Annotated in this window: 18 protein-coding genes; 6 read left to right on the top strand and 12 right to left on the bottom strand. The window is 62.1% G+C overall.

Going from position 1 to position 19,954, the window contains the following annotated elements; genetic code table 11:
• Together RPG13_RS18700 and RPG13_RS18695 are read right to left on the bottom strand one after the other, a co-directional pair.
• Nucleotides 1–1,134, bottom strand: a complete 1,134-nt coding sequence (locus tag RPG13_RS18700; RefSeq protein WP_095489585.1) for an LVIVD repeat-containing protein — start codon at nt 1,132–1,134, stop codon at nt 1–3.
• 75 nt (nt 1,135–1,209) lie between these two features.
• Nucleotides 1,210–2,355, bottom strand: coding sequence for a cupin domain-containing protein (locus RPG13_RS18695; protein WP_337125723.1), 1,146 nt, complete (start codon nt 2,353–2,355; stop codon nt 1,210–1,212).
• Between the two features lie 32 nt (nt 2,356–2,387).
• Between RPG13_RS18695 and RPG13_RS18690 the strand changes: the two genes are divergently transcribed.
• Nucleotides 2,388–2,633, top strand: coding sequence for a hypothetical protein (locus RPG13_RS18690; protein WP_337125722.1), 246 nt, complete (start codon nt 2,388–2,390; stop codon nt 2,631–2,633).
• Between the two features lie 17 nt (nt 2,634–2,650).
• Here the strand turns inward: RPG13_RS18690 and RPG13_RS18685 are convergent, their stop codons facing one another.
• A complete protein-coding gene (locus RPG13_RS18685) occupies nt 2,651–4,279 on the bottom strand; it encodes a GMC family oxidoreductase (protein ID WP_337125721.1) in 1,629 nt (542 codons plus the stop codon).
• A 212-nt stretch (nt 4,280–4,491) separates the two neighbouring features.
• Here RPG13_RS18685 and RPG13_RS18680 point away from each other — a divergent pair, with 212 nt between their 5' ends.
• Together RPG13_RS18680 and RPG13_RS18675 are read left to right on the top strand one after the other, a co-directional pair.
• Nucleotides 4,492–5,169, top strand: coding sequence for a FadR/GntR family transcriptional regulator (locus RPG13_RS18680; protein ID WP_126106823.1), 678 nt, complete (start codon nt 4,492–4,494; stop codon nt 5,167–5,169).
• 45 nt (nt 5,170–5,214) lie between these two features.
• The gene (locus tag RPG13_RS18675; RefSeq protein ID WP_337125720.1) at nt 5,215–6,750 is read left to right on the top strand and encodes a GMC family oxidoreductase; all 1,536 of its coding nucleotides are present in this window, start codon (nt 5,215–5,217) and stop codon (nt 6,748–6,750) included.
• Between the two features lie 86 nt (nt 6,751–6,836).
• On the opposite strand, the gene RPG13_RS18670 is transcribed toward RPG13_RS18675, so the two are convergent.
• The 6 genes from RPG13_RS18670 to RPG13_RS18645 form a co-directional block, all read right to left on the bottom strand.
• Entirely contained in the window at nt 6,837–7,664 is an 828-nt protein-coding gene (locus tag RPG13_RS18670; RefSeq protein WP_126106824.1) for an inositol monophosphatase family protein, read from the bottom strand.
• Nucleotides 7,654–8,547, bottom strand: a complete 894-nt coding sequence (gene ttcA, locus RPG13_RS18665; protein ID WP_128285696.1) for a tRNA 2-thiocytidine(32) synthetase TtcA — start codon at nt 8,545–8,547, stop codon at nt 7,654–7,656. Before ttcA ends, RPG13_RS18670 begins: the two co-directional genes overlap by 11 nt.
• 138 nt (nt 8,548–8,685) lie before the next feature.
• Nucleotides 8,686–9,303 (bottom strand): 30S ribosomal protein S4, encoded by a 618-nt coding sequence (gene rpsD / locus RPG13_RS18660; protein ID WP_029353615.1) that lies wholly within the window; start codon nt 9,301–9,303, stop codon nt 8,686–8,688.
• Between the two features lie 368 nt (nt 9,304–9,671).
• Nucleotides 9,672–9,860, bottom strand: a complete 189-nt coding sequence (locus tag RPG13_RS18655; RefSeq protein WP_126106826.1) for a DUF3008 family protein — start codon at nt 9,858–9,860, stop codon at nt 9,672–9,674.
• Between the two features lie 60 nt (nt 9,861–9,920).
• A complete protein-coding gene (gene murI / locus RPG13_RS18650; protein WP_128242092.1) occupies nt 9,921–10,733 on the bottom strand; it encodes a glutamate racemase in 813 nt (270 codons plus the stop codon).
• A 169-nt stretch (nt 10,734–10,902) separates the two neighbouring features.
• Nucleotides 10,903–11,748, bottom strand: a complete 846-nt coding sequence (locus RPG13_RS18645; RefSeq protein ID WP_126106828.1) for an RNA methyltransferase — start codon at nt 11,746–11,748, stop codon at nt 10,903–10,905.
• Nucleotides 11,749–11,967: 219 nt separating this feature from the next.
• Between RPG13_RS18645 and RPG13_RS18640 the strand changes: the two genes are divergently transcribed.
• Entirely contained in the window at nt 11,968–13,179 is a 1,212-nt protein-coding gene (locus RPG13_RS18640; RefSeq protein WP_095489594.1) for an NADP-dependent isocitrate dehydrogenase, read from the top strand.
• Between the two features lie 12 nt (nt 13,180–13,191).
• Nucleotides 13,192–13,818: a glutathione S-transferase family protein gene (locus RPG13_RS18635; protein ID WP_337125719.1), complete on the top strand. Its 627-nt coding sequence runs from the start codon at nt 13,192–13,194 to the stop codon at nt 13,816–13,818.
• Between the two features lie 28 nt (nt 13,819–13,846).
• Here the strand turns inward: RPG13_RS18635 and RPG13_RS18630 are convergent, their stop codons facing one another.
• The 3 genes from RPG13_RS18630 to recA all read right to left on the bottom strand — a co-directional run bounded on the left by RPG13_RS18630 (nt 13,847) and on the right by recA (nt 18,718).
• Nucleotides 13,847–14,626, bottom strand: a complete 780-nt coding sequence (locus tag RPG13_RS18630; protein ID WP_337125718.1) for a PhzF family phenazine biosynthesis protein — start codon at nt 14,624–14,626, stop codon at nt 13,847–13,849.
• 59 nt (nt 14,627–14,685) lie between these two features.
• Nucleotides 14,686–17,352 carry an alanine--tRNA ligase gene (gene alaS / locus RPG13_RS18625; RefSeq protein ID WP_337125717.1) on the bottom strand — a complete coding sequence of 889 codons (2,667 nt, stop codon included), beginning with the start codon at nt 17,350–17,352 and terminating at the stop codon, nt 14,686–14,688.
• A 268-nt stretch (nt 17,353–17,620) separates the two neighbouring features.
• Nucleotides 17,621–18,718, bottom strand: a complete 1,098-nt coding sequence (recA, locus tag RPG13_RS18620; RefSeq protein ID WP_008875470.1) for a recombinase RecA — start codon at nt 18,716–18,718, stop codon at nt 17,621–17,623.
• Between the two features lie 274 nt (nt 18,719–18,992).
• Between recA and RPG13_RS18615 the strand changes: the two genes are divergently transcribed.
• On the top strand, nt 18,993–19,931 hold the full coding sequence (locus RPG13_RS18615) for a carbohydrate kinase family protein (protein ID WP_337125716.1): 939 nt from the start codon (nt 18,993–18,995) through the stop codon (nt 19,929–19,931).
• The last annotated feature ends 23 nt before the right edge of the window (nt 19,932–19,954 follow it).

Below are 19,954 nucleotides of genomic sequence, written 5' to 3'. Positions count from 1 at the left end.
CTAGAGAACGCTGGTTTCGATGATATCGACGCCACGGATACGGTCGATCAGGTAGACGATGCCGCGGTCGTCGATGGTGACGTCGTTGGAAGAGGAACGCTCGGCGCCTTCAGGCGCATCGGGCATGAAATGGCCGACCTCCTTGGGTGCGAACGGGTCGGCGATGTCGACCAGCCGCAGCCCCTGCGCGAACCATGCAAACGGAATGATGGTGCCCTTGAACCGTTCGGAAGGCTGATGGCAGCCGGTCATCGGCGGTTGCGGTGCGCCGTCCGGGTCGAGGCCGGGCACCTGGAAGGTCGCGATCGGCAGCGGATTCGTCTCGTCGGTGATGTCATAGATCCAGGTGAAAGCCGGCGGCGAAGGCCGGAGCTTGGCGACATCCTCGTCCGCCACCACCATGATGTTGCGGCCCTTGAGCGGCTGCGGGATCGGCAGGCACGTATGCGTGGGATGCGGAAAACTTGGGCTCGAATTGATATGCGAGACAAGCTTCGGCTTCGAAATGTCGGAAATGTCGAGGATGAACAGGCCGTGATGCCAGTAGCTGACATAGAGCCGGTCGCCCATGCGCAGCGGATGGTGGCAGCGTGGCGTGACGTAGTCATGCCACGGATACTCTTCACCGCCGCCGGTCCACTGGCCTGGTATCCACCAGCGCCCGACCTCGACCGGGCTCGCCGGATCGATCAGGTCGAGGATCATCACGATGTTGCCGACATAGCCGTCGGCGGTCGGCGAGATATAGGCATAGCGGCCGTCATAGTCGTAGCGATGCACGCCATGACCGCCGGTTATCCACTTCGAGATCAGCTTCGGCTCTGCCGGTCGGCTCGTGTCGTAAAGCGCCAGGCCGCCACCGAAATCGGCCGGGCCCGCATCGCCGAAGCGCTCGTGGTTGATGATCATCAGACCGTCCTGGGCGCGCACCTTGTGCGAGTGCCAACCCGGCGGAACGTCGATCGTCGCGATTTTCTTCGGATTGCGCGGATCGGAAATATCGACCAGCGTCGTGCCGCTCGGCGGACGCATGTGGCCGATATAGAGAATGTTGCGGTCGACCCAGACCTGACCACCGCCCGGACAGTCGATATGGCCGATCAGCTTTGTGTTGAACGCCGAAACCAAATGCATACGCCCTTGCTGCTGAAACGTCTTTTTCGGTGTCCGCGCCACTATGGCGGCGCGGACAGGTTTCCGCTGCAAAAGCTAGACGATGCGGAGTAGATCGCCGGCCTGGTTGCGGCCCCAGCGCTTGTAGAGGAGCAGCGCCTTCTGGGTCGGCGCATCGGTCGCGCCGAAGAAGATGACCGGCTCGGACGAGGAGCCATTGACGTGCTCGACCCAGGAACCACCCGGTATGGCGATCGTGTCGAACTGGTTCCAGTCGTAGCGCTTGCCGTCGATGATTGAATGGCCATTGCCGCGGAACGGCGCCAACAGCAGGCTGGCGGTCTCGCGCTGCGGCAGCGTCTTTTCGCCCGGCCGCAACATCTGGACGTAGAAGTTGATCGTGTGGAAGACCGGGCCGCCGGTGGTGGGGTCGACATAGTCGATGACGATACCTTCGTGCGGATCGCCGTCCCAATCCTTGTGGGCTTCTAGGATCGCTTCCATCTTCTCCCAGCGATAGACATACATCGGCGACGACAGGCCGCCGCCGCGTTTGTGGTCGACGAAGCGCGGCATCAGGCCGCCCTCCCCATAGATGCGTTGCGAATAATCGCTCGGGAAACGGGCGGTCTGCACCTTCTTCTCGACTTCCTTGCCGTCGACCATCTCGGTGTATTTGTGGTCGAAATGCACGGCGTGCAGTGTCTCGACCAGCGGCAGGTCGAGAACCGAAAGGTTGACCGCCTGCTCGCCGCCGACAGTGCCGTGATTGTGCCAGGCATCATTGGGTGTCAGCACCATGTCGCCGGGGCCGAAAACCACATCCTCGCCTTCGACGCCGGTAAAGTTGCCCTTGCCGGTCAGGCCAAAACGTATGGCGCTCGGCGAGTGCTTGTGCGGCGGCATGATCTCGTCTGGATCATTCAGGCGATAGGCGGTGTACATCGTGCTGACCGATGCGCGCTTGGGCGCAAGACCGGGATTGACCAGGATCAGCGAGCGGCGCTCGCTATCGTCCATGGTGACCAGTTCGGCGGCGCGCTGCAGCAGCGGCTCGATGTCGGCATAGGACCAGACGAAGGGTATCGCCTTCGACGTCGCCATGAGCTGCTTAATCTCGTCGTGATCGACGCCTTCCGATGTCGCCCAGAACGGAAACATGTTCTTTTCGTAGAGGGCGTCATACAGGCCCTTCAGCGCGGCCTTCTTGTTGGTGACGGCAAGGTCTGCTGGTTGCGCCATGGACATGTCTGACACCTCTCTTCGCGAAGAAAATGCATTTAACCAACTCAACCGTATTCGGATTGGTTTTGCTCGACAATCCCAAAACTGAGAATTTTTTAAGTTTTTGGTTGAGTGCTTTTCTGAAAGGCAAATGCCACGAAAAGCGGCAGAAAAACTCGGAAATGCGCGAGAAAACGGATAATCGAGCAGATGCAGATCAAACTACCGCGACCGCAGCAATTGCTCGGCAGCCCAACCAATTCGAATTTTTCTTTCAACCAAAGGATTTTGGTTGAACACCGGGTGCCGCCAATCAGGCCGCCATGGCTTGTTCAGCACGGCTGCGGATCAGGTCCGAGGCCTTTTCGGCGATCATGATGACCGCCGCATTGATGTTCCCGCAGATGAGGTCCGGCATCACGGAAGCATCCACTGCGCGAAGACCGGCAACACCGCGCACCCGCAGTTCGGGATCGACCACCGACCCGGCGTCGACACCCATGCGACAGGTGCCGCCGGGATGGTGCACGGTGATCGAGGTCTTGCGAATATGCTCGTCGATCTCGTCGTCGCTCTGGCATTGCGGCCCCGGAAAGAATTCCGAGGCGATAAACGGCGTCATCGACGGTTGCGCAGCGAGGTTGCGCGCCACGCGGAAGCCGGCGCGGAGCGACTGCCAGTCACGCGGTGAGGACAGGAAATTCTGGTGGATCAGCGGCGCGGCCAACGGGTCGCTCGACGCCAGCTTCACGCTCCCCCTGCTCTCCGGCTGGACGGCGACGATGCGCGTCGCAAAACCATCGGCGAAGGGCGCCTTGAATGGTGCCATGTAGGGCCATGCGGCAAGCGGTGCAGCCGTGAAAAGCAGTTGGACGTCCGGCAATGGCCGACTTGCATCGCTTTTCAGGAATGCCACGACCCCGCCAGGCACATCGCCAGAAAAGCCCTTGCCGGTGAGATAGGTCTTGACGAAATCCAGCCCGATACGATCGGCCCGCATCATCTTGAGGAATGGTCCCGGCTGCTTGCGCCGATACATCAAAATGACTGAAACGTGGTCCTGCAGGTTCTTGCCGACCTCCGGACGGTCGACTTTCGCCTCGATACCATGCGCGGCGAGCTCGCCACTATCGCCGATCCCCGACAGCATCAGCAGTTGAGGCGTATTGATGACACCACCGGCAAGCAGGACCTCACGCCGTGCCAAAACCTGGTGGCTCGCGCCGCCTCTGGCGTAGGCGATGCCGGTCGCGCGCCCATCCTTCAGCAGGATCCTCGTCGCCATCGCGCCGGTCAGCACCTTGAGATTGCTGCGGCGCATGGCGGGACGCAGATAGGCCGACGCGGTCGAACAGCGGCGACCGTTTGCGATCGTCATCTGCAGTCGGCCAAAACCCTCCTGCACGGCGCCATTATAGTCGTCGGTCTGAGGATATCCCGCATCCCGGCTGGCTGTGGCGAAGGCATCTATCAGCTCGTCCTTGTAGCGGCAGAACTGGGTATTCAGCGGTCCGCTGCCGCCGCGATAGTCGCTCTCGCCCTTTTCCCAGCGCTCCTGCTTCTTGAAATAGGGCAGCACCTTGTCGAACGACCAATCGGTGAGGCCGCTGGCCGCCCAGCGATCATAGTCGCCACGATTGCCGCGCACATAGGCCATGGCATTGGTGGAGGAGGAGCCGCCGATGACCTTGCCGCGGGCGCATTCGACCTTGCGTCCGCCGACATTGGCCTCGGGCTCGCAGAAATACATCCAGTCGTGACGGCGCTCGGTCAGAATCTTGCCCCAGCCAAGCGGGATATGGATCATCGGATCGCGATCCCAGTCCCCGGCTTCCAAGAGCAGCACGGAAACATCCGGATCTTCGCTCAAGCGGTTTGCAAGCACGCAGCCGGCCGACCCGGCTCCGACAATGACATAGTCAAATGTTTCCCCAAACGGCATGCACGGTCCTCGGGAGAAGGACGGCCCCACCGAGATGTGAGCCGTCAAAGAAACAACTGCGGCACTCAACCATCGCGCAACTGGTGTTGTCAACCACTGGGCGCAGATGTAGATTGGTTGAGTTGGTTGAGTGCCGTGTTCATCGATTCCGCGTCACAAGATGATGTCAGGACGTTGAGTCGGCGGCTGCCGATCAGACAGGAGATTTGGTTTTGAACGCATTCGAGCCGCAGATCGTATCATCGGATCTCGACGACATCATTGCAGCGGTCCGCCGGTTGCAACAGGGTGGCGGCAAGTTGCCTTCCGAGCGTGACCTTGCCGAACATCTGAATGTGAAGCGTCACCAGCTTCGCAAGGCGCTCGAATTGCTGCGTCAATCAGGCGATTTGAAACCGGCGCGCGCCCGGCGTGCGCCAACCGCCCTGCCCCGATATGGCGAGGAGCTTGTCAGGGTAACCAATCCGATCGAGGTTTTGGAATTGCGCCTGCTGATGGAGCCGGGCCTCGCCCGGCTGGCATCGCTGCGCGCTTCGTCATTCGAGACGGCCCGGATCATCGATGCGGCAACCACGCCGGAGAATGCCTCGTCGGGCGCAGTCGATTTCGCGTTTCATCTCGCCATCGTTGCAGCCGCTCGCAACCATCTTGCCGCTGAATTCTACAAGATGCTGCGCCAGGTCGGGGTCGATGCGCGGGTGAAGATCGCACGCACCGCGGCACCCACCTGCCCCAAGCGGATCGCCGAGCGCGACGGCGAACATCGTCTGATTGCCGAAGCGATCTCGAAACGCGACCCGGAAGCGGCCGAAGCGGCCATGCGCGCGCATTTGCTGTCCGTGCAAAGACAGATCACCGAACGATCGAATGCCGGCGCCTTTGCCGCATAAGCGTGTTTTCCTATTAGCCAGACAGCCTGCGCGGGGACTTCAAAAGTGAAACGTCATTTCGACGTGCTGGTCGTCGGCGCGGGATCGGCCGGCTCGGTGGTGGCCAGCCGGCTGAGCGAGGACCGATCATGCCAGGTCGGCCTGATCGAGGCCGGGGTGATGCCGTCCGATCCCGATATCGCCGACCCGCTGAAATGGACGATGCTGCAAGGCCGCGCTTACGACTGGGCCTATCGGACAGTGCCGCAACCCTTTACCGCAAACCGCGTGCACGAATGGCCACGCGGAAAGATCGTCGGCGGTTCGAGCTGCCTGCATGCCATGGCCTATGTGCGTGGTCATCCCGATGATTTCGAACCCTGGGCGGCTGCCGGCGGCGAGCGCTGGTCCTTTTCGGGCTTGTTGCCGGGCTTGGTCCGCAGTGAAGCTTTCACCGCCTTCGATGCGCCGTCGCGCGGCCGCAGCGGACCGCTGGATGTCTATTTGCCGGATGCAGAGGTCAGCCCCGTCGTCCGCGCCTATATGGCCGCCGGACGGGCCATGGGAATCTCCGCCTTGACCGATCACAACAGCGGCGAGCTGGCCGGCACCAGCCCCAATTCGCTGAACATCCGCGCCGGCCGGCGCCTGAGCGTCGCCGATGCCTATCTGCCGCCGGAGGTCAGGGCACGACCGCACCTTGCCTTGCTCACCGCCCACGAGGTCGAGCACCTCCTGCTGGAGGGCCAGCGGGCCACGGGTGTGGCTGTCGTGCGTGACGGAGAGACCACGACGGTCTCCGCCGACAGGATCGTTCTTTGCGCCGGCGCGGTGTCGTCGCCGCTCATCCTCATGCGGTCGGGCATTGGCGATGCGGATACGCTGACGCAAGCGGGGATACGCTGCCTCGCCGACCGAAGCGATGTCGGCCGCAATTTGCAGGACCATCTGCTGGTTCTTGGAAATGTCTACAGCACCAAAAAACCGCTGCCGCCGTCGCGCCTGCAGCACTCGGAATCGCTGATGTACCTGCATGGCAGCGATATTACTCGTTCGACGGGAAGCCCCGATATCGTGCTCGCCTGTGTCGTTGCCCCATCAGCCGCAGACGGCCTGAGTGCCCCGCCCTATGGCTCGGCTTTCACGATTCTATGCGGCGTCACCCATCCGACCAGCCGTGGGCGCATCGCACCGAGCGGGCCGGGCCGGGCCGATGCACCCATCATCGACCCGCATTATCTCGAAACCGAACACGACCGGGCGGTTTTCAGGACGGCCCTGAAGACGGCGCGCACCATTGGTCATCATCCAGCGCTCGACGAATGGCGCGACGTGGAAGTCCTGCCGGGATCGCCGGTGCGGTCGGACGCCGATCTTGACGCTTTCATCGCGAGCGCCGCTTCCACACATCATCATCCTGCCGGCACGTGCAGGATGGGCGGGGATGCCGACGCCGTCGTCGACCCGGATTTGCGGCTGAACGGCTTCGACAACGTCTTCATCGTCGACGCGTCAGTGATGCCGACGATCCCGAGCGGGCCGATCAACGCCGCCGTAGTCGCAATCGCGGAAACCTGGGCGACAGCCTCGGCTAGCGCGTGACCCTAAAAGTCGGAATCACATCGAGCGCAATGCGGGCTAATCGAGATCGGCCGGGCGTGGCCTGAACCGGATCGATGCCGGACGGCCTATTCCGCCCAGAGCTCGCGGCGCAGTTCGTGCCAGCTTTCCTTGTCCGGCGCGACAAGAAGGCCGCCTCCGACATGCGAAGGCAGATAGGCGCTGCCGTCGAAACGCGCCGCGTAACCACCTGCCTCGGCATGAATCAGCACACCGGCCAGATGATCCCACGGCATCAGCTTGTTGTAGACGACGAAGTGGGCGTGGCCGCTCGCCAGCAGGCGGTATTCGTGCGCCGCGCAGCGATAGCCGAACTGCGACAGGGATTTCGTCTGGTTGCGCGCCAGCCGTGACCGTTCCGGCTCGGGCATGTATTGCCAGGAAACCGCACCGGTCATTTGCGAGATCGGTGCAGGCTCGGCGACATGCACCTTCTCCAGAGTGCCATGCGCATGCCGTATGTGGCTGCCGGCACCCTTGGCGCCGATCAGCCAGTCCTTGCCAACGGGATCGTGAATGATGCCGGCGACGGTCTCGCCCTTCACCACGACGCCGAGCATGACGCCGAACAGCGGCACGCCGGAGGCGAAGTTGAAGGTGCCGTCGACCGGATCGATGACGAAGGCGAGATCGGCGTCGCCGAGACCCTGGAGCAGCGCCGGATCGTCGGAGCATGCCTCTTCGCCGACGATCATCGCCTGGGGGTAACGCTCACGCAGCCTGACGGTGATGAGCCGCTCGGCATTCACGTCGGCCTCCGTCACCAGGTCGGCTGCCGAGGTTTTTTGGCGAACCTCGCCCTCATCCAGCCGACGAAAACGCGGCATGATCTCGGCAATGGCGGCGTCGGACAGAAGGGTGGCAAGCCAGTCGATCGCGGTATCGTCAAATGTCATCGGGAATGTCTTGCCTTGTGGTGTGGGTCTCGTTGAGGGCGGCGAAATCGAACAGCTTTCTGTCGAGCAGATGCGAGGGCCGCACATTGGTCATGGCGTGGATCATCGTGTCCTTGCGGCCGGGCATGCGCTTTTCCAGGCCGTCGAGCATCGCCTTCATCGCATTGCGCTGCAAGCCATCCTGGCTCCCGCATAGATCGCACGGGATGATCGGGAATTTCATGGCGCTGGCGAATTTTTCGAGATCGGCCTCGGCACAATAGGCAAGCGGCCGCAGCACCATGACGTCGCCGTCGTCGTTGAGCAGTTTTGGCGGCATGGCGGCGAGGCGCCCACCATGGAATAGGTTCATGAAAAAGGTTTCAAGTATGTCCTCGCGGTGATGCCCGAGCACCAGCGCCGAGCAACCCTCCTCCCGCGCGATGCGGTAGAGATGGCCGCGCCTGAGCCGCGAGCACAGCGAACAGTAGGTGCTGCCCTCGGGAAGCTTGTCGGTCACCACCGAATAAGTGTCCTGATATTCGATGCGGTGCGGGATGGCGTATTTATTGAGATAGTCGGGCAATATGTGTTTGGGAAAATTGGGCTGGCCCTGGTCTAGATTGCAGGCCAACAGCTCGACCGGCAGCAGCCCGCGCCATTTGAGGTCGAGCAGCAAAGCGAGCAGGCCATAGGAATCCTTGCCGCCCGACAAGGCAACCAGCCAGCGATCGCCTGGCCTCACCATCGAAAAATCGTCGATCGCCTGACGGGCGAGACGCAGCAGCCGTTTGCGCAGCTTGTTGAACTCGACGGAGGACGGCACATCGGCAAACAGCGGATGAAAGCCGCCTGCGGCATCGGCGATCGGTTCGAGTGTCTTGGCATCAGGCAGCATGTTCATGGCGCGTCGGCCCCAAAGGTCCTTGTTGCTGCCCGGATTAGCGCATCGGCCCGAAAATCGAAATCGATTTTCGGATGCCCAAAAGAAAAGGCCGCCTCGAGGGGCGGCCTTCGATGCTGTTGCAGATGAAGAAATCGATCAGCGCGAATAGAATTCGACGACCAGGTTCGGTTCCATCTGCACGGCGAATGGAACATCCGACAGGCCGGGGATGCGCCCGAAGGTCGCGGTCATCTTGTTGTGGTCGACCTCGATGTAATCAGGCACGTCGCGCTCGGCCAGGCCTACCGATTCCAGGACGATCACCAGCTGCTTCGACTTTTCGCGCACTTCGATGACGTCGCCCGGCTTGCAGCGGTACGAGCCGATGTTGACGCGCTTGCCGTTGACATTGATGTGGCCGTGATTGACGAACTGGCGGGCGGCAAAAATGGTCGGCACGAACTTGGCGCGGTAGACGACCGCGTCGAGACGCGATTCGAGCAGGCCGATCAGGTTCTCCGAGGTGTCGCCCTTGCGACGATCCGCCTCTTCATAGACCTTGCGGAACTGCTTTTCCGAAACGTCGCCGTAGTGACCCTTCAGCTTCTGCTTGGCACGCAGCTGCAGGCCGAAATCGGAAAGCTTGCCCTTGCGGCGCTGGCCATGCTGGCCGGGACCGTATTCGCGCTTGTTGACCGGGGATTTCGGGCGGCCCCAGATGTTTTCGCCGAGACGGCGGTCGATCTTGTATTTCGCAGATTCGCGCTTGCTCATCGCATTCCCTTTCAAAACAGTACACCCGGAACCTCATGGTCCGGGTGAAGGAAACGCGCCCTCCTCTGGCCCCCGTTTTCGAGACCTGACAGGGTTTTCCCACGCAACGCGGCGGAAAACCCACGGGACACGTCATTTTACACAAGACCCGGGAAATAGAGCGCTTCCCAAACGTCTTGCGCACATAAAGAAACCACCGGGCATTGCGGCCCGGTGTTGATGGGCTGATTAAACGGAGATTTAACCGGTGTCAAGCTTGCGGCTGGCGCCGGTGATGGCGAGTGGATACGACCCAAGGGCCGCGGCTCGGCCGCGGCTGTCAAACCATGGAACCGGAACCGACCTCCCTGCCTGGTGCGGACGAGCGGCTAGTGCTTCGCTTTCTTCTCCGGCAGGCCCTTACGTTTGGTCTCGGCAAATTCCTCGAGCTGTTTTTCGCTCATGGATTTGTACATTCCCTTCGAAGGGCCTTTGAGCTCGCTCTTCTTGGTCTCGCCACGCTTGGCGGACAATGCCGCGCCGGCAGCTTTCTGCTGGGACTTTGATGTGGCTGGCATGATCGTTTCTCCTGTTGCCAATGGGAGAAAACGTATCGGTCGGGATGATGTTCCTAAATATCAGGAAATCGCCAGCCCAAACCCCTGCATCAGGCGGCGAGTCGGGAAATCAACCCTCTTTGAGGTGAAGACAGCAAGATCGGCGCCTTCCGGCAGCGCGTCGCCGCGATTCCTGCCCTCGATGTCAACGAGCAGCGAGAGCGCCCGTCGCGCGATCGCTTCAGCTGGATCGAGCCAATCAACCGGCCAAGGTGCCGTCTTGCGCATGCGGTTGGCCAGAAAGGGATAATGGGTGCAGGCAAGCACGACGATGTCGGTCCGCAGTCCATCATGATCGACGAAGCACGGTGCGATCTCAGCACGCACGGCCTCTTCGTCGACAAAGCCCTCGCGCATATAGACCTCGGCCAGTCCCGCCAGGCCGTCGCTGCCAACCAGGCGGACATGGCATTTCTGGGCCCATTTGCTGATTAGGTCGCGCGTATACTGGCGCTTGACGGTGCCGGGCGTCGCCAGCACCGAAACAAGTCCGGAGCGCGTGCGTTCCGCCGCCGGCTTGATCGCCGGCACCGTGCCGACGAAAGGATGGCCGGGAAATCGTTCGCGCAGCGCATCGATGACCAGCGTCGAGGCGGTGTTGCAGGCGATGACCGAAATAGCTGGCGAAAAACGGGCGAGCAGCCTGCCGAACAGCTCCAGTACATGTGCCCTCAGCGCCGGTTCCTCCCAAGCCCCATAAGGGAAAGCCGCGTCGTCGGCGACATAGACGAAGCGGCGGTCGGGCATCAGCACGCGCGCTTCGCGCAGCACCGTCAGGCCGCCGATGCCGGAATCGAACATCAGGATTGGACGGGCGTTTGAAGGGTTGGTCATTGTCATTGATTAGGAGAAAGGACTGGGATTACGAGAAAAGACTGGGACTCAGAGGGAAGGCTGGGACCACGGCAGGAAGATGGTCGCACATCCGAGGGTCCATCATTTTGAAATGATGGACCCCACCAAATAACATTCGGTTACCAGTGGTAGGCCCAACGATTTGTTCCTAGTCGTTGTCTTCCGCCTTGGCGGCGCGTGCCGCGGCTGCCGGAAGCCGTCTTGGATCATCACCCGGCGATCCGTCGCCGCGCGGCATGGCCGGCGAAAACCTGTCCAGCGATGATATTATGCCGCGCAGCACCTTGAGCTCCTGCTCGGCGAAGCCGGCACGCGTCAGCACCGCGCGCAGATTGTCGACCATCTTCGGCTTCTTCGGCGCCGGACGGAAATAGCCGCGCGCCTCGAGCGCGCCTTCCAGATACGCGAACAGGCCGTGCAACTGTTCCTTGGTCGCCGGCATCATGTCAGGGCTGGAAAAATTGGTTTTCGTCTCATCTTCCAAGCCCGACTTCATCCATTCATAGGACATCAGCAGGGCCGCCTGGGCAATGTTGAGCGAAGAGAAGGCGGGATCGACCGGGAAGGTGACGATCTCGTCGGCGAGGCCGACCTCGTCATTGTAGAGCCCGAACCGCTCGCGGCCGAACAGGATGCCGGTGCGCTGCCCGGCTTGCTGGCGCGCTCTCAGCGCCCTGCCCGCCTCGACCGGTCCGCGCACCGGCTTGAAATTATCACGCGCGCGCGCCGTGGTGGCGAAGACGAAGTTCAGGTCGGCAACCGCCGAGGCCAGATCGTCAAAGACCGTGACGGCATCGATGACATGGTCGGCGCGGCTCGCGGCAGCGCGCGCCTTCTCGCTTGGCCAGCCGTCGCGCGGATTCACGAGGCGCAGTTCGGCAAGGCCAAAATTCGCCATGGCGCGCGCGACCATGCCGATATTCTCGCCGAGCTGCGGCTCGACGAGGATGATCGCCGGGCCTGCGGCAGGAGGGATGTCGTTGCTGGCTTGCATGATGTCAATGAACTGCTGTTTGCGGCATTTCAGCGTCCCCTGCCATATCCGGCCGCGAAAATGAAGCTTTCGTGGAGAACGCCCAAATGCCACGGTCGAGCCCGCCAGCGCGGATCGCCGTTTGCGCGGCCAAAAATGCTTTGATATACGGGCCGCATCCCCGGCCGAAAGCCATGCGGGCAAGGCCGTTCCGATCCCCAACAATGAGGCATTCTTTCCATGGCGAAGATCAAGGTGGCGAACCCGGTCGTCGAACTCGACGGCGACGAGATGACCCGCATCATCTGGCAGTTCATCAAGGATAAGCTGATCCACCCCTATCTCGACCTCAAGCTTGAATATTACGACCTCAGCGTCGAGCACCGCGACGCCACCAACGACCAGGTGACCATCGATTCGGCCAATGCCATCAAGAAACATGGCGTTGGCGTGAAATGCGCAACGATCACGCCCGACGAGCAGCGCGTCGAGGAATTCAAGCTGAAGAAGATGTGGAAGTCGCCGAACGGCACGATCCGCAACATCCTCGGCGGCACCATCTTTCGCGAGCCGATCATCATGAAGAACGTGCCGCGGCTGGTACCCGGCTGGACCAAGCCGATCATCGTCGGCCGTCATGCCTTCGGCGACCAGTACCGCGCCACCGACTTCCGCTTTCCCGGCAAGGGCAAGCTGACGATCAAGTTTGTCGGCGAGGACGGCAAGGTGATCGAGCATGAGGTGTTCGATGCGCCGGCCGCCGGCGTCGCCATGGCCATGTACAATCTCGACGAGTCGATCCGGGAATTTGCCCGCGCCTCGCTGAATTACGGCCTGCTGCGCAATTATCCGGTCTATCTCTCGACCAAGAACACCATCCTCAAGGCCTATGACGGCCGCTTCAAGGACATTTTCCAGGAAGTCTACGAGGCTGAGTTCGAAGCCGAATTCAAGGCGAAAAAGATCTGGTACGAGCACCGGCTGATCGACGACATGGTCGCCTCCAGCCTGAAATGGTCGGGCGGCTATGTCTGGGCCTGCAAGAACTACGATGGCGACGTGCAGTCGGACACGGTGGCGCAAGGTTTTGGGTCGCTCGGCCTGATGACCTCGGTGCTGATGACGCCGGACGGCAAGACGGTGGAGGCGGAGGCTGCGCATGGCACCGTCACCCGTCACTATCGCCAGCATCAGAAGGGCGAGGAAACCTCGACCAATTCGATCGCCTCGATCTTCGCCTGGACGCGCGGCCTCACCCATCGCGCCAAGCTCGACGACAATGCCGAGCTGAAGCGTTTTGCCGAGACGCTGGAAAGGGTCTGCATCCAGACCGTCGAGGCCGGCTTCATGACCAAGGATCTGTCGCTGCTGATCGGTCCCGACCAGCCATGGCTTTCGACCACCGGCTTCCTCGACAAGATCGACGAGAATCTGCAGAAGGCAATGGCCTGACGGCCAAACGAGATGAACAAGCCCGTCGTCTACGGGGCGGACTACAGCGTCTATGTGCGCATCGTCCGCCTCGTGCTCGAGGAAAAGGGCATCGACTATGAGCTTGTGCCGGTCGATGTCTTCGCGGCGGACGGTATTCCCCGCTGGTATTTCGGCCATCACCCGTTCGGTCGCATCCCTGCCTTCGAGCATGACGGGTTTCGGCTTTGCGAGACCAGCGCAATTGCCTGCTATGTCGACGAGGCTTTCGACGGACCGGCGCTGCAACCGCAAGAGGCGCGCAGTCGGGCGACCATGAACCAGATCATCGGCATGCTCGACGCCTATGCCTATCGGGCTATGGTCTGGGATGTCGCCGTCGAGCGGCTGGAGAAGACAACACCCGACGAAGCCCTGATCGCCGACGGGCTTTTAAAGGCCCGCACGACTTTGCAGGCGCTCTCCTCCCTGAAAGCCCCGGGACCATGGCTGATGGGAAGCGAACTGACGCTGGCCGACCTGCATGCGGCGCCGATCATCGGCTATTTCATCAGGGTCGCCGAAGGGCGGAACCTGCTCGCCGAGTTTGCCGATGTCCAGGCCTGGTGGGTTCGCATCGCCGAGCGCCCGAGTTTTGCCCGTACTGAAAAGGCCGGGTGAGGCGAAGCGGTCTCCGAATGGCAGCTGCTCATTCGGGAAGATAGATTTCCGCCTTCATGAAAGTCTTCGCACGACCTATGATCAGCACGCGATCTCCAGCCAGGTCGCACAGCAAATGCCCGCCGCGCCGCGAGCATTGGAATGCCGACAGATGCGTCTTGCCGAGTTTTTCAGACCAGTAAGGCACCAGTGTCGCATGAGTGGAGCCAGTCACCGGGTCCTCGGGAATGCCCGCCCCAGGCACGAAATAACGCGAGACGAAATCATGGGCTCGCCCAGGCGCCGTAATGACCAGGCCAAGAGGATGAAGGGTTCCGATCCTCAGCAGATCGGGAACGAATGACCGTACGGAAGCCTCGTCGGCAAGCTCGACAAACAGGTTTTCGAAATTGCGGAAGCTCGCAACCGGACGCAGGGGAAATATCTCTTGCAGCGCCAGCGTTAACTTCCCTCCGAGCGGCTGCGGCGGAAAACACGGCAGATCGAGCTGGTAGGTACCTTCCCGCTGGGAAACTCGTAACTCACCCACCCGCGTGGCAAAGGCCATGTCGCCAGGCACATTGTGTTCCGCGGTCAATACATGGGCGGTCGCAAGAGTAGCATGGCCACAGAAGTCGACTTCATGAACCGGCGTGAACCAGCGCAAATCCCAACTCTCGCCATTCGGCCGCGCAAACGCGGTTTCAGCAAGATTGTTCTCGTTTGCGATGGCCTGCATCACATCGTCCGATAGCCAGTCCGCCAAAATGAGAACGGCAGCAGGGTTGCCCTGGAAAGCCCGTTCGGCAAAGGCGTCGACTTGATACATGGTCAACGTTGCCACATCATCCCCGCTGCCACCTCGGCCTCGCCTGACTGGTGCAGGATTCACGCAGCTTCCAGCGCCGCCTTCACCGCAGCAATCGCTTCCTCGGCTTTCGAGGCATCCGGGCCGCCGGCCTGGGCCATGTCAGGCCGACCGCCGCCGCCCTGCCCGCCCAAGGCAGCGGATGCCACACGCACCAGATCGACGGCGCTGAAGCGAGCGGTCAGATCGTCGGTGACACCGACCACGACGCTCGCCTTGTTGTCCTCGCCGGCGCCAACAAAGACGACGATGCCGGAGCCGAGCGACTTCTTGCCGGCATCGGCCAACGGCTTCAAATCTTTTGGCGAGACGCCGGACACCGCCTTGCCAAGGAAACCGACACCGGCAATGGTTTCGTTTTCCGCAGGCACACCGGATGGCGAGCGGTCGCCCAGCGCCAGCTTCTTGCGCGCCTCGGTCAGTTCCTTTTCGAGCTTCTTGCGCTCATCGAGCAGCGCCTCGACGCGGGCCGGCACGTCGGCCGGCGAAATCTTCAGCGTGGCAGCGACCGCCTTCAGCCGTTTGTCCTGCTCGTCGAGATGCTTTCTGGCCGCCTCTCCGGTCAACGCCTCGATACGGCGCACGCCGGCGGCGACAGCGCTGTCCGACACGACGCGCACCAGACCGATATCGCCGGTCGCCCTGACATGCGTGCCGCCGCAGAGCTCGACCGAATAGGGTCGGTTGGCCTTGGCGCCATGCAAGCCCGTTCCCATCGAAACGACGCGCACTTCGTCGCCATACTTCTCGCCGAACAGCGCCATGGCGCCCTCGGCGATGGCGTCGTCGACCGACATAAGGCGCGTCGACACCGGGCTGTTCTGCACGACGATCTCGTTGGCCATGCGCTCGACCTCTTCGAGCTCGTCCGGCGAAATCGGCTTGTTGTGCGAGATGTCGAAGCGCAGACGCTCGGGCGCGACCAGCGAGCCCTTCTGCGCGACATGAGTGCCGAGCACCTCGCGCAGCGCCTCATGGATCAGATGCGTCGCGGAATGGTTCGCGCGCAGCCTGGAGCGGCGCGCATGGTCGACCTTCAGCTCGACGGTTCCGCCCGTGTTGACCGTGCCGCTGATCACCTTGCCGAGATGCACGAAAAGCCCATCGGCCTTCTTCTGCGTATCGGAGATCTCGATCGAGAACCCTTCGCCTAAAATGAGGCCGGTGTCGCCCATCTGGCCGCCGGATTCGCCATAGAACGGCGTCTGGTTGACGACCACGGCAACGGCGTCGCCCTTGGCCGCGCTGTCAACGGTCTTGCCGTCCCTGACCAGCGCCTGGATGAGGCCTTCCGCCTGCTCGGTCTCGTAACCGAGGAACTCGGTGGCGCCGTTCTTCTCGCGCACCGGGAACCACACCGTTTCGGTCGCGGCCTCGCCGGAGCCAGCCCAGCTCTTGCGCGCCTCGGCCTTCTGCTGCTCCATCGCATTGGTGAAGCCGGCAAGATCGACCGAGATGTTGCGCTGACGCAGCGCGTCCTGCGTCAGATCGAGCGGAAAGCCATAGGTGTCGTAGAGCTTGAAGGCTGTCTCGCCATCCAGCATGTCGCCGGCGCCCAGTCTTTCCGTCGCCTCCGAAAGCAGGCCCAGGCCGCGCACCAGCGTCTTGCGGAAACGCGTTTCCTCAAGCTTCAGCGTCTCGGTGATCATCTGTTCGCCGCGCACCAGTTCCGGGTAGGCCTGGCCCATCTCGCGCACCAGCGCCGGCACCAGGCGCCACATCAGCGGATCGCGGGCACCGAGCAACTGTGCATGGCGCATGGCGCGGCGCATGATGCGACGAAGCACATAGCCGCGGCCTTCATTGGACGGCAGCACGCCGTCGGCCACCAGGAAGCAAGACGAACGCAAATGATCGGCGATGACGCGGAACGATCCGACGGTGTCCGCATCCGGACCGCGGCCGAGCGCGGACGACGCAGCGTCGACCAGGTGACGGAACAGGTCGGTCTCGAAGACGCTCTCCACCCCTTGCAGAATGGAGGCCATGCGCTCCAGGCCCATGCCGGTGTCGATCGACGGGCGCGGCAGGTCGATGCGCTCGTCCTTCGTCACCTGTTCATACTGCATGAACACCAGGTTCCAGAATTCGAGAAAACGGTCGCCGTCCTCCTCGGGGCTGCCGGGAGGCCCGCCCCAGATGTGCTCGCCACGGTCGATGAAGATCTCCGAGCACGGCCCACAAGGTCCGGTGTCGCCCATCGCCCAAAAATTGTCCGAGGTCGGAATGCGGATGATGCGATCGTCGGAAAAGCCGGCGATCTTCTTCCAGAAGGCGGCGGCCTCGTCATCGGTGTGATAGACGGTGACCAGCAGCTTGTCCTGCTTCAGCCCGAACTCCTTGGTGATCAGGTTCCAGGCAAGCTCGATAGCGCGTTCCTTGAAATAGTCGCCGAACGAGAAATTGCCGAGCATCTCGAAGAAGGTCAGGTGGCGGGCGGTGTAGCCGACATTGTCGAGGTCATTGTGCTTGCCGCCGGCGCGCACACTCTTCTGAGCCGTCGTGGCACGCGAATAAGGTCGCTTTTCCAGGCCTGTGAAGACGTTCTTGAACTGCACCATGCCGGCATTGGTGAACATCAGCGTCGGATCGTTGCGCGGCACCAGCGGGCTCGACGCGACGACCTCGTGACCCTCCTTGCGGAAATAGTCGAGGAATGTCGACCGGATCTCGTTAACGCCACTCATGAATAATACTGCCTTTTAACTTTTAGAGAGAGCCGTCGGCCCGGCCGACGGCAAATGGACATGGCCTTTTAGCCGCCGCGTTGCACCCTGTCCAGAAACACGGAATTGGGCCAATTTGCAGGGCTTGTCGGTCATCTCGGCGCCGCCGCTGAAACGCAAACCGCCGGCGCTAGGCCGGCGGTTCGAAACGCAACAATACAGAACTCGATTACATGAGCTGCAGGTGATGAGCGGGAATTATGGCCAAACTCCGGCCACCACCGAAGCCTCACATCGCGCCGGCTTCATCCTCGAAACCATCGTCGCCGCCTTCGGAACCACCATTCTCGAGGAATTTCTCCGCGATCAGCCCGGCATTCTGCCGCAGCGCCAATTCGATCTCGCGCGCCGTGTCGGGATTGTCGCGCAGGAACAATTTGGCGTTCTCACGGCCCTGGCCGAGACGCTGCGAATTGTAGGAGAACCAGGCGCCCGACTTCTCGACCACGCCGGCTTTGACGCCAAGGTCGACCAGCTCGCCAGTCTTGGACACGCCCTCGCCATACATGATGTCGAATTCGACCACCTTGAAGGGCGGCGCCAGCTTGTTCTTGACGACCTTGACGCGGGTCTGGTTGCCGACGACCTCGTCGCGGTCTTTGACCGAGCCGATGCGGCGAATGTCGAGGCGGACCGAAGCATAGAATTTCAGCGCGTTGCCGCCGGTCGTGGTCTCGGGCGAACCGAACATGACGCCGATCTTCATGCGGATCTGGTTGATGAAGATGACCATGGTGTTGGAGCGCGAGATCGAGGCGGTCAGCTTGCGCAGCGCCTGGCTCATCAGCCGGGCCTGCAGGCCCGGCAGCGAATCGCCCATCTCGCCCTCAATTTCGGCGCGCGGCGTCAGCGCCGCGACCGAATCGACCACCAGCACGTCGATGGCGCCGGAACGCACCAGCGTGTCGCAGATCTCCAGCGCCTGCTCGCCGGTATCGGGCTGCGAGATCAGGAGGTTCTCGAGATCGACGCCGAGCTTGCGGGCATAGACCGGATCGAGCGCATGCTCAGCATCGACGAAGGCGCAGATGCCGCCCTTCTTCTGGGCCTCGGCCACCGTGTGCAGCGCCAGCGTCGTCTTGCCCGAGCTTTCCGGCCCGTAGATCTCGACGATGCGGCCGCGCGGCAGACCGCCGACGCCAAGCGCGATGTCGAGGCCAAGCGAGCCGGTCGGCACGGTTTCGATCTCGACGACCTGCTCGTTTGCGCCGAGCCGCATGATCGAGCCCTTGCCGAAGGCACGCTCGATTTGCGACAGCGCCGCATCCAGAGCCTTTGATTTGTCCACTGCTTTGTCCTCTACAAGCCGCAAAGAATTCTGAGCCATGATACATCACCCCTTGGTCGTCAATGAAGGCCGGACAATCCGTAATCCTTATTAATTTGTACCTTTTTTGTTCTCATTTGGCAAGGGGATACAACCCATTGAAAAACAAAAAGTATCCGCATTTGTTCTTTTTTTGTTTCGCGCTTTCACGCCAAGATGTATTCCGCGTCTCCCGCAGGATCGTGCCGGCATCTTCCGAATCGCGCCTCCGGTTGCCGGGTTCCGCCGGACAACCTAGTCTTCACCTGGCAACAGCAATGGTCTCCTCGCCGGCATGATGAAGTCGCCGACAATCCTGGCCGTAGGCGGCGCCTATATAGATCGGCGCGGCCAGGTTTCGGGCACTTTCGTGCCGGCGGCGTCGAATCCCGGCACGATGCGCGAGGCTGTCGGCGGCGCCGTCTTCAATGCGCTGCGCAGCGCCGTGCGCCGCGGCGTTTCCGGCTCGCTGCTTTCGGTGCGCGGCGGCGATGTTCTGGCCGATACGGTCTCGCGCGCCATCCATGCTGCCGGCATTGCCGATCTGTCCGCGGTGTTCCTCGATCGCGCGACGCCGAGCAACACGATGCTGGTCGACGGCGACGGTGCGCTGATCGTCGGCCTTGCCGACATGGCGCTCTACGATCTGGCGCTTGCCAAGCAGATCCGCCGCGCCAAGGTGCGCGAGGCGATCAGCACTGCCGATGCGATCCTGTGCGACGCAAACCTGCCATCGGCAGCACTTGAGCGGCTGGTGGCGCTTGCCGCCGGCAAGCCGGTTTTCGCCCTTGCCGTCTCACCGGCCAAGGCGGCGCGACTCGCGCCAATGCTCGGCAGTCTGGCGCTGGTCTTCATGAACCGGCGCGAGGCCATCGCACTCGCCGATGTCGATACCGGCGCCGCGGAGCAAGACGTCGTCGACGGCCTGAGGCGCGCGGACCTCAAAGGCGGCGTGGTGACGGCGGATGACGGTCGGGTGCTGGGCTTCGACGAGGTCGGCGCCTTCTCGATCCTGCCGCCAGCCCCAGGAAAGGTGTCGGACAGCGCCGGCGACGCGCTGGCGGGTGCAACGGTGGCTGCCCTGCTCAACGGCCTGACACTACGTGCGGCGCTACGCGAAGGCGTTGCCGTGGCGATGCTTGCCAGCGAGGGTATGGGGCGTGCGCCGGCTTTTACGGCGGCGAGTTTTGCTGAGGCGCTGACCCTTGTGCCCGAGGCGCAGGACTTGGCATGAGGTGATGACCAGCGGGGAGGCAA

This window comes from Mesorhizobium sp. ISC15, from assembly GCF_037162615.1.
Lineage (GTDB): Bacteria > Pseudomonadota > Alphaproteobacteria > Rhizobiales > Rhizobiaceae > Mesorhizobium > Mesorhizobium mediterraneum.
Note: the sequence above shows the minus strand (reverse complement) of the source record. Positions and strands in the feature narration are given on the sequence as shown.

Coding starts and splice junctions, on each gene's coding strand:
- RPG13_RS18695 (WP_337125723.1), bottom strand. CDS start 2,355: ATGGCGCAACCAGCAGACCTTGCCGTCACCAACAAGAAGGCCGCGCTG.
- ttcA (WP_128285696.1), bottom strand. CDS start 8,547: ATGAACATGCTGCCTGATGCCAAGACACTCGAACCGATCGCCGATGCC.
- RPG13_RS18630 (WP_337125718.1), bottom strand. CDS start 14,626: ATGTATCAAGTCGACGCCTTTGCCGAACGGGCTTTCCAGGGCAACCCT.
- murI (WP_128242092.1), bottom strand. CDS start 10,733: ATGACCAACCCTTCAAACGCCCGTCCAATCCTGATGTTCGATTCCGGC.
- RPG13_RS18700 (WP_095489585.1), bottom strand. CDS start 1,134: ATGCATTTGGTTTCGGCGTTCAACACAAAGCTGATCGGCCATATCGAC.
- RPG13_RS18655 (WP_126106826.1), bottom strand. CDS start 9,860: ATGCCAGCCACATCAAAGTCCCAGCAGAAAGCTGCCGGCGCGGCATTG.
- RPG13_RS18670 (WP_126106824.1), bottom strand. CDS start 7,664: ATGACATTTGACGATACCGCGATCGACTGGCTTGCCACCCTTCTGTCC.
- alaS (WP_337125717.1), bottom strand. CDS start 17,352: ATGAGTGGCGTTAACGAGATCCGGTCGACATTCCTCGACTATTTCCGC.
- RPG13_RS18640 (WP_095489594.1), top strand. CDS start 11,968: ATGGCGAAGATCAAGGTGGCGAACCCGGTCGTCGAACTCGACGGCGAC.
- RPG13_RS18690 (WP_337125722.1), top strand. CDS start 2,388: ATGCATTTAACCAACTCAACCGTATTCGGATTGGTTTTGCTCGACAAT.
- rpsD (WP_029353615.1), bottom strand. CDS start 9,303: ATGAGCAAGCGCGAATCTGCGAAATACAAGATCGACCGCCGTCTCGGC.
- RPG13_RS18685 (WP_337125721.1), bottom strand. CDS start 4,279: ATGCCGTTTGGGGAAACATTTGACTATGTCATTGTCGGAGCCGGGTCG.
- RPG13_RS18635 (WP_337125719.1), top strand. CDS start 13,192: ATGAACAAGCCCGTCGTCTACGGGGCGGACTACAGCGTCTATGTGCGC.
- RPG13_RS18645 (WP_126106828.1), bottom strand. CDS start 11,748: ATGCAAGCCAGCAACGACATCCCTCCTGCCGCAGGCCCGGCGATCATC.
- recA (WP_008875470.1), bottom strand. CDS start 18,718: ATGGCTCAGAATTCTTTGCGGCTTGTAGAGGACAAAGCAGTGGACAAA.
- RPG13_RS18615 (WP_337125716.1), top strand. CDS start 18,993: ATGATGAAGTCGCCGACAATCCTGGCCGTAGGCGGCGCCTATATAGAT.